4 protein-coding genes are annotated in these 6,905 nt (G+C 63.5%); 3 read left to right on the top strand and 1 reads right to left on the bottom strand.

Going from position 1 to position 6,905, the window contains the following annotated elements:
* Positions 1–171 precede the first annotated feature (171 nt).
* Genes OCL88_RS19950 through OCL88_RS19940 form a run of 3 tightly spaced genes read left to right on the top strand, consistent with a single transcriptional unit; the run spans position 172 to position 5,928 of the window.
* Positions 172–1,629 carry a DUF3375 domain-containing protein gene (locus tag OCL88_RS19950; RefSeq protein ID WP_264963682.1) on the top strand — a complete coding sequence of 486 codons (1,458 nt, stop codon included), beginning with the start codon at positions 172–174 and terminating at the stop codon, positions 1,627–1,629.
* A complete protein-coding gene (locus tag OCL88_RS19945; protein ID WP_264963681.1) occupies positions 1,622–2,488 on the top strand; it encodes a DUF4194 domain-containing protein in 867 nt (288 codons plus the stop codon). The genes OCL88_RS19950 and OCL88_RS19945 overlap by 8 nt, the downstream gene beginning before the upstream one ends.
* On the top strand, positions 2,485–5,928 hold the full coding sequence (locus tag OCL88_RS19940) for an ATP-binding protein (protein ID WP_264963680.1): 3,444 nt from the start codon (positions 2,485–2,487) through the stop codon (positions 5,926–5,928). Before OCL88_RS19945 ends, OCL88_RS19940 begins: the two co-directional genes overlap by 4 nt.
* Before the next feature lie 96 nt (positions 5,929–6,024).
* Here the strand turns inward: OCL88_RS19940 and OCL88_RS19935 are convergent, their stop codons facing one another.
* The gene (locus tag OCL88_RS19935; RefSeq protein WP_264963679.1) at positions 6,025–6,519 is read right to left on the bottom strand and encodes an FBP domain-containing protein; all 495 of its coding nucleotides are present in this window, start codon (positions 6,517–6,519) and stop codon (positions 6,025–6,027) included.
* Between the last annotated feature and the right edge of the window lie 386 nt (positions 6,520–6,905).

Genomic DNA, 6,905 nt, shown 5'->3' with positions numbered 1-6,905 from the left:
CTCACCGCAGCCTAACCCGCCCCTACTTTCGTATTAGGTCGCAATTGTGCGCGTTATCAGCGTTCTAAACGTGCTCTGCTGCGACTTAGTTGGGTGCGGACGCTCTGCGTTAACCTTGTACGGGGCAGTTTTCGCTGCCAGCCAGGTTTCGCAGCAGCTGAAGGAGAGTAGTTGTCCCGTTCAGCCATGTCCTCCGCCGACGCCATCAGTGCCCGGCTGAGGGACCTCGAACAGCTCACTAAAGGGCCGGCCTGGACGTTGACGCGTTCGGCGCCGTGGGTCATCGCGGTGCTCCAAGCCTCCTTCACCCGCACCCGGCCTCAGCTTCCGCTCGAAGAGTTCCATGCCGACGTCGACGCTTTCCTTGAGCAGCTCCGCCGCCAGGACCCGGCCCTCGGCGGGCAGCTGAACGGCAAAGCTTTCGGCGACGAGTGGACCCGCAAACAGTTCCTCACCCGTCGTAACCAGTCCGGCCAGATCGTCTACGAAATCACCGAAGCCGCAGCCCGCGTGCTCGCCTTCCTCGACAGCCTGTCCAGTGAACGCTCCACCCTCAACGGTTCCCGGCTGGGCACCCTGCTCGGCGATGTGGAGAAACTCGCCAACGAGACCAACCCGGACCAGAGCGCCCGCCTTGAAGCCCTCGCGGAGGAGATCCAGGAGCGTCAACAACTGGTGGAAGACATCAGTTCCGGTGAATTCGACGGGCTCCTGGACGATGAGGAAGCGGTGGAGGCCGCAGGCAACATCCTGGACCTCGCGGCCAGCCTGCCCGCCGACTACAAGAAGATGCGTGACCGCATTGAGGAACTGGTGGGCGAACTCCGGAACCAGATCATCGAAGAGTCGTTGAGTAAGGGCGCCACCATGGCCCAAGTGCTCGAAGCGGACAAGCGGCTGAGGCAGAGCCCCGAGGGTCGTACGTTCCGTTCATTCACGGCTTTCCTCGAAGACCCGCAGCAGCAATTGCGTTTCCGCTCAGCCATCGGCGAGGTCCTGAGCAGGCAGTTCGCGGACGACCTCACGCACGATGACCGGGAAACCCTGAAGAACCTCGTAGCCGAGCTCCGGACGCAGCACAGCGAAATCCAGCGGATCTACGGCAAGCTGTCGGAAAGCCTCAACACGTACATCCAGAGTGACGATGTCCGCCAGTCGGTCACGCTCCGCAAGGTGCTCGCCGAGGCCGAGCAGGCAATCCGTTCCATGCCATACGAGCGGGACCGTCCGGGCCTTGTCCCCGGGCCCGTCCTCTACAACGCGGGCTTCGAGTCGCTGGCCATGGTCAAGCTCTTCGACCCCGACGAGTTCGCCACGCCACCCCGCCTGGCGGACCCCATCGCTTTCACCGACTCGGACCGCGTCAAGTCCGCCCGCACCGGAAAGGCAAGGCCCGACGTCGTCCGTGCCGCCATGGCAGGGTCCGCAACCCTGGGCGAGGCGTGGGAAAACCTTCCCGCCGAGGAACGGCACCTCAACACCGTCCGTTCCCTCCTGTCCATGGCCTTGCAGACCGGTGCCGCCTTTGACCGGGCCGCCTGGGAGCACATCGACTTCGAACAAATCGACGGCAGCATCCGCACGGCATACCTGCCCGTCGTCACGCTGAATGAGGATTCTGATGACTGAGGAAATCACGACGACGGAACTCGCCGCGACGGATAACCCCACCGTGGATGGTGGCCGGGAAGAGGTGGAGACGCCCACCACGGATCCGTTCCGTGTGTCCCCGAGGGATACCTTCGTTGACGGTGCAGCTCTCTTCCCCGGGGATACCGGCGTCCTGCCCATGAAAGTCCGGCACGCCCTGGTCAAACTGCTGAAAGGGCCATACATCGACGGCGGCCGTGACGAGAAGCTCTGGACCACACTCCTGGATAACCAACTGATCCTCCGGAGCCGGTTGTCGGAACTCTTCCTGACGCTCCAGCTGGACCACGACCGCAAGATCGCTGTCCTGCGCCCGGTCGATCCGGAGATCATCGGGGCAAGCTCCCGGTCCAGCATCCTCCGCCAACAGCGCGCCCTGAGCCGGGTGGAAACCATCGTCCTGCTGCGTCTTCGACTGCTCCTGGACCGCCATGTCACGGCCCAGACGGATCCGACGGTAACGCGCGAGGAGATCTCCGACCTGGTGGCGAACTACACCCCGGCCGGCCAGCAGGATGCCTTGCGGGACTCCGACGTCGTGAACCGCACCATCACCAAACTCCTGGCCCGCCAACTGCTCCTGGCCACCCCGCTGGATGACACCTACACCATCAGCAACGCACTACCGCTGGCCCTCCCCTTCGAGAACATCGGCGACATTCCGGCCCACATCGAAGCCCTGGTGGCAGTAGCAGCCGACGAATCCGGCACCGAACCGCTGCTTGACCTGGACTCGGGTTCGGATGAGGACGACGACACCGATGGGAACGGCACGAGCGAGCAGGCAGAGCATGTGTCAGGAAGCGTTGCGGACGCAACCGAAGGAGCAGCCAAGTGACGATCGCAAGCATGCTCCCGTTGGGCGAACAGACGAACCCGGGCCAGATGCGCCTTGCCCTCGTCCAGGTGGTCAACTGGGGCACCTTCCATGGCGCCCACACCATGCACGTGGACCGCAACGGCACGCTCCTCACGGGTAACTCCGGCGTCGGCAAATCGACGCTCTTTGACGCGATGCTCCGAGTATTTGATGCCCGTCCGCGTTCCAACGAGGCCGCGGCCCAGCGGTCCGGCGGTGCTGTGGAGGACAAGAGGACCACGTTCACCTACATGCGCGGCAAGGTCGGTGATAGGGCGGTGGGTGACAGCTCGGCCAGTGCCTTCCAGCGGCCGGGTGCCACCTGGTCCGCCGTCGCACTCACGTTTGATAACGCAGCCGGCACCAAGGTGACGATTTCCGCGCTGTTCGATTTGCCCAAGAACGGCACCGAATCGAGCGTCGGCCGGTTCTATGTGATCGACAGCAAGCCTTTGGATCTTGAAGCGATCGAGGGGATCGCGCAAAAGCGGTTCACCAAGGGCGCGCTGGAGTCGATCTTCCCCGAGGGGCAGGTCTTCGACGTCCATAAGGCTTTTGCCGAGCGGTTCCGGCGGCTTCTGGGCATCAATTCGGACCAGGCGCTGCCCTTGCTCCGCGTCATCCAGGCAGGTAAGGGCCTGGGGGGCAGCGTCAACACCTTCTTCCGCGACCAAGTGCTCGACGCTCCTGCGACGCTTGCCGCCGCGGACGATGTGGTTGAGGAATTCAGCAACCTGATGTCCATCCGCCAGCGGTTGGAAGATGTCCGGCAGCAGCGCGACCAGTTGGCACCGGTTCCCGGCCTCAACAAGGAATACGCGCAGGCGTTGCTGGATGCCAACCGGCTCCGTGAGCTGACGGGCGAGGAATTTGAGACGTACAAACAGCAGCTCGCGGTTTCCGTGCATGCGAAGACCTTGGCCAGGTTCAGGGAATTGGCCCAGCAGAAAGCGCAGGAACTCGCGGCGGAGCGGACCATCCGGGACGCGCTCGCCAAGGAACTGCGGGAGCTGGAGTCCGACTACAACAACCGCGGCGGCAACGCGATCTCTGCCATTGAGCAGTCGCTGGAGAACGCCCGCGTCAGCCTGAAGCTGCGGCAGCAGGTGGAGGAATCTGCCAGGAAGGCGTTGTCCGATGCCGGGCTGAACCTGGAATGGTCGGCTGAAGGTTGGGACCAGGCCCATGAGCAGGCCGCAGCGCGTTCGGCATCCTTGCAGGACGACTCGGAGTCCCTCAAGGAACTCCGTTTTGAGGCGTTCGATGCCCACGCCACCAAGAAACGCGAGCTGGCAGCTGCCCAGCAGGAGTTGTTGTCGCTGCGTTCGCGCAAGTCCCTCCTGCCGCCGTCAAGCATTGAAAACCGGGCTGCGATAGCTGCGGCCACCGGCGTACCCGAGGAACGGATGCCGTTCGCGGGAGAGCTCATCGATCTCGCGGAGGGCCAGGAGCAGTGGCGTCCAGCCGCCGAACGCGCGCTCCGCAACCTCGCAACCACTCTGCTTGTCCCGGGTGAGTACTTCGCGGCCGTAACCCGCTACCTCAATGACAACACCATCCGCGGAGCCCTTCGCGCCGTGGATGTGTCCAAGCCGCTTGCAGGCGGCGCACTTGCTGTGGAGGATGTGTCCGACGGCGACCTCTTGACTAAGTTGAGCATCCTCACGTCGGGGGCCAATGCAGAGGCGGGGGAGTGGGTCCGTGAACGGATCGCCGTGGACTTCGCCTACCCGTGCGTCGAGGACCCGGACGAGCTGGCTTCGCTGGACAAGGGACTGAGCCTGGGCGGCGTGGTCAAGCGCAACCGGCACACCGTGGAGAAGGACGATCGCTTCACGAGCCGCCAGGACTACGTCCTCGGTTTCGACAACGCGTCCAAGTTGGAGCTGGTGGCGGCCCGCGTCGGTGAGCTCGAGAACGAGTTGGCCAAGGCCGCGGAACTGGCCCAGAGCCGGGAAGATTCGCATCAGGGAATGGCCCGCCAGTTGGAAGCCCTCCGTCGGGTTGCCGAGGACGAACGTCCTTGGGAACAGGTTTCGGCAGCAGTTGCCGGCGAGGAGTTGGCGCGAATCGAGCAACGCCTTGCCGACGCTTTGGCCGCGCAGGCCGACCTGGAGCCGTTGCGGGCAAACATCGAGGCAGTGCGTGAGAAGCACCAATCCTCCACAGGTGCTGCGGCCGTCCTGCAGAGCGAGTACAAGGCGCTCGACCATCAGATGACCACGGCCGACGGGCTGTTGGAGGCGGCGAGGCTGAAGCTTGAGCAAGCACCGCCGTCGAGCTCCACCGTTACGGCGCTTGAGCCGTACTTCGCCGGCGCTGCCGACGTCACCCAGCTGTACGAGCTGGACAATCTGGCCAACAGCGTCCGCAACAAGCTGCTTGATGAATTGCACGCAGCCGAGTCCCGTGGGCAGGCAACGGCGGAGCGGTTGACCCGGATTTTCGAGGCGTTCGTGCGTGAATGGGGCAGTGCCATCAGCGCCGATCATGGCACGTCGATCGGGGCCGCGGGTGATTTCGAAGCCCGTTACCATGCGATCGTGAGCGACGGCTTGCCCGCGCAGGAAGCGGAATTCCGGTTGTTCTTTAACCAGCGCACCCATGAATCGTTCAGCACGCTCCTGCACCTTCTTGACGAAGAGCGCCGCAGCATCACCAGCCGCATCCTGCCGCTGAACGGGATCCTTTCCCAGGTCAATTTCCACGAAGGCAGCTACCTGGAACTGGATATCAAGCAGACACTTCCTGCTACTGCCAAGCAGTTCAAGGACGCGATCCAGAACGCCCTCAAGGCCAAGCACGCACGCCCGTCCCGGGGAGCCGCGCCGTCCGAGGTGGATGAGGACGCCGAGCTCACTGCCCGTTACAAGTCACTGGAAACCCTGGTGAAGCGGCTCGGCTCGCAGACCCCCGAGGACCGGCGCTGGCGTTCCGAGGTTCTCGATGTCCGCGGACACCTCTTCATCCAGTGCAAGGAGCACCGCGAGGTGGCCGGCACCTCGGGCAAGAAGAAGACGGAAGTCTTTATGCACGCGGATACCGGCTCCATGTCCGGCGGCGAGCGTCAGCGATTCACCGCCTTCATCATGGCGGCTGCCCTGAGTTACCAGCTGGGCATCGCCGAGCAGGGTTTCACGACGTACGGCACCGTGATGATGGACGAGGCGTTTGTCCTGGCGTCCGAGGAGTTTGCGGGGGCGGGCATCAAGGCGCTCCACGAATTTGGGTTCCAGTTGCTGTTGGCCGCACCGGAGAACGTCATCGACCTGTCACGCCACCTAGGCTCCGTCACGGAAATCCTCCGCGACAAGCGCACCAACCGCAGCGGCGTGCTGACCGCGCCCGTCATTTCGGGGCGTGGCGAGCCGGGAGCGTGGCGTTCGGAAGCCAATCCCGTGGACATCGTCCTCCGCTGACGGCCGCGCCGCCGTCTCCCATGCCGTCCCCCAACTGACTGGCAGCAGGGGTTGTTCTGAGCGCTCATGACAACCCCTACTGCCAGTCACATTGGCCTATTTGCCGCGAACCCTGCTCAGGAATTGGGCCGTGCGGAATTCCAGGCCTGCGATCTGCTTGAGTACCACGGCAGCCGGGTCCGGGTTGATCTCGTTGACCGGCGGCTCCTTGCGGACGTTGGCACTGCAACCGAATTCTGCGCAGATCAAGGTCCCCACAGTGTTGCCGTCCTTGCCGGGCTGTCCCGCCCTCTTGGCAACCCACAGGTAAACGTCATCCTTGGAAAAGACGTCCCGGCACAATTCGCACAGGACTGCACGGTTCTTGCCGGAGCCGCCTTCCGGAGCGCGGAGCAGGACACCGGTCAGCTTTCCTTCATACGGCACAACCAGGTACCCCCGCTGGGGCATCTTCTCGTCCCGCCAACCGAGGAACTCCAGTGTTTCCCATTCGATCGATTCGAAGTTGCGGGGAAGATTCAGTTTGGCAGCTTCTGAGCGGCTGGCATTGATGAACGATGAACGGATTTGTTGGGCAGTGATTTTCTGCATGGCGAAGCTTCCTTTGAAAAATTACGACGTCGGCAGCGCACCTGGCGCTGCGTCATGGCACGTTAGGCGCGGGGTCGTCTCTGTGGAGCACAAGGGCACGCCGAAGAAACCAACAGTGGCGTTGGAGCTTGGTGCTTGCGGTGCTACTTGGACGATGCCGGCGCGTGGGGGTGTGCCAAGCAGGCCAAAGCGGCCACCTCGCCAACCATGGCTGCGGCAACTGATGCAGTGCGCATGCTCATTCCCCTCGCAATTTTTTCTGGAAGCGGTAGTCCGCTGCCGATATCCTCCCAAATCTCCGCGGGAGCTGTCCACCGGCAAGGGATGTGGCAGAGGGATTCCCGAAAGGGGGTGGGATGTGGGAGAGGGATTCCCGAAAGGGGGTG

The sequence above is a fragment of the Paenarthrobacter sp. PAE-2 genome (assembly GCF_026013155.1).
GTDB lineage: Bacteria > Actinomycetota > Actinomycetes > Actinomycetales > Micrococcaceae > Arthrobacter > Arthrobacter ureafaciens.
The sequence above is the reverse complement of the archived record's forward strand: the minus strand, read 5'-3'. Positions and strand labels throughout refer to the sequence as shown.

Coding starts and splice junctions, on each gene's coding strand:
- OCL88_RS19945 (WP_264963681.1), top strand. CDS start 1,622: ATGACTGAGGAAATCACGACGACGGAACTCGCCGCGACGGATAACCCC.
- OCL88_RS19935 (WP_264963679.1), bottom strand. CDS start 6,519: ATGCAGAAAATCACTGCCCAACAAATCCGTTCATCGTTCATCAATGCC.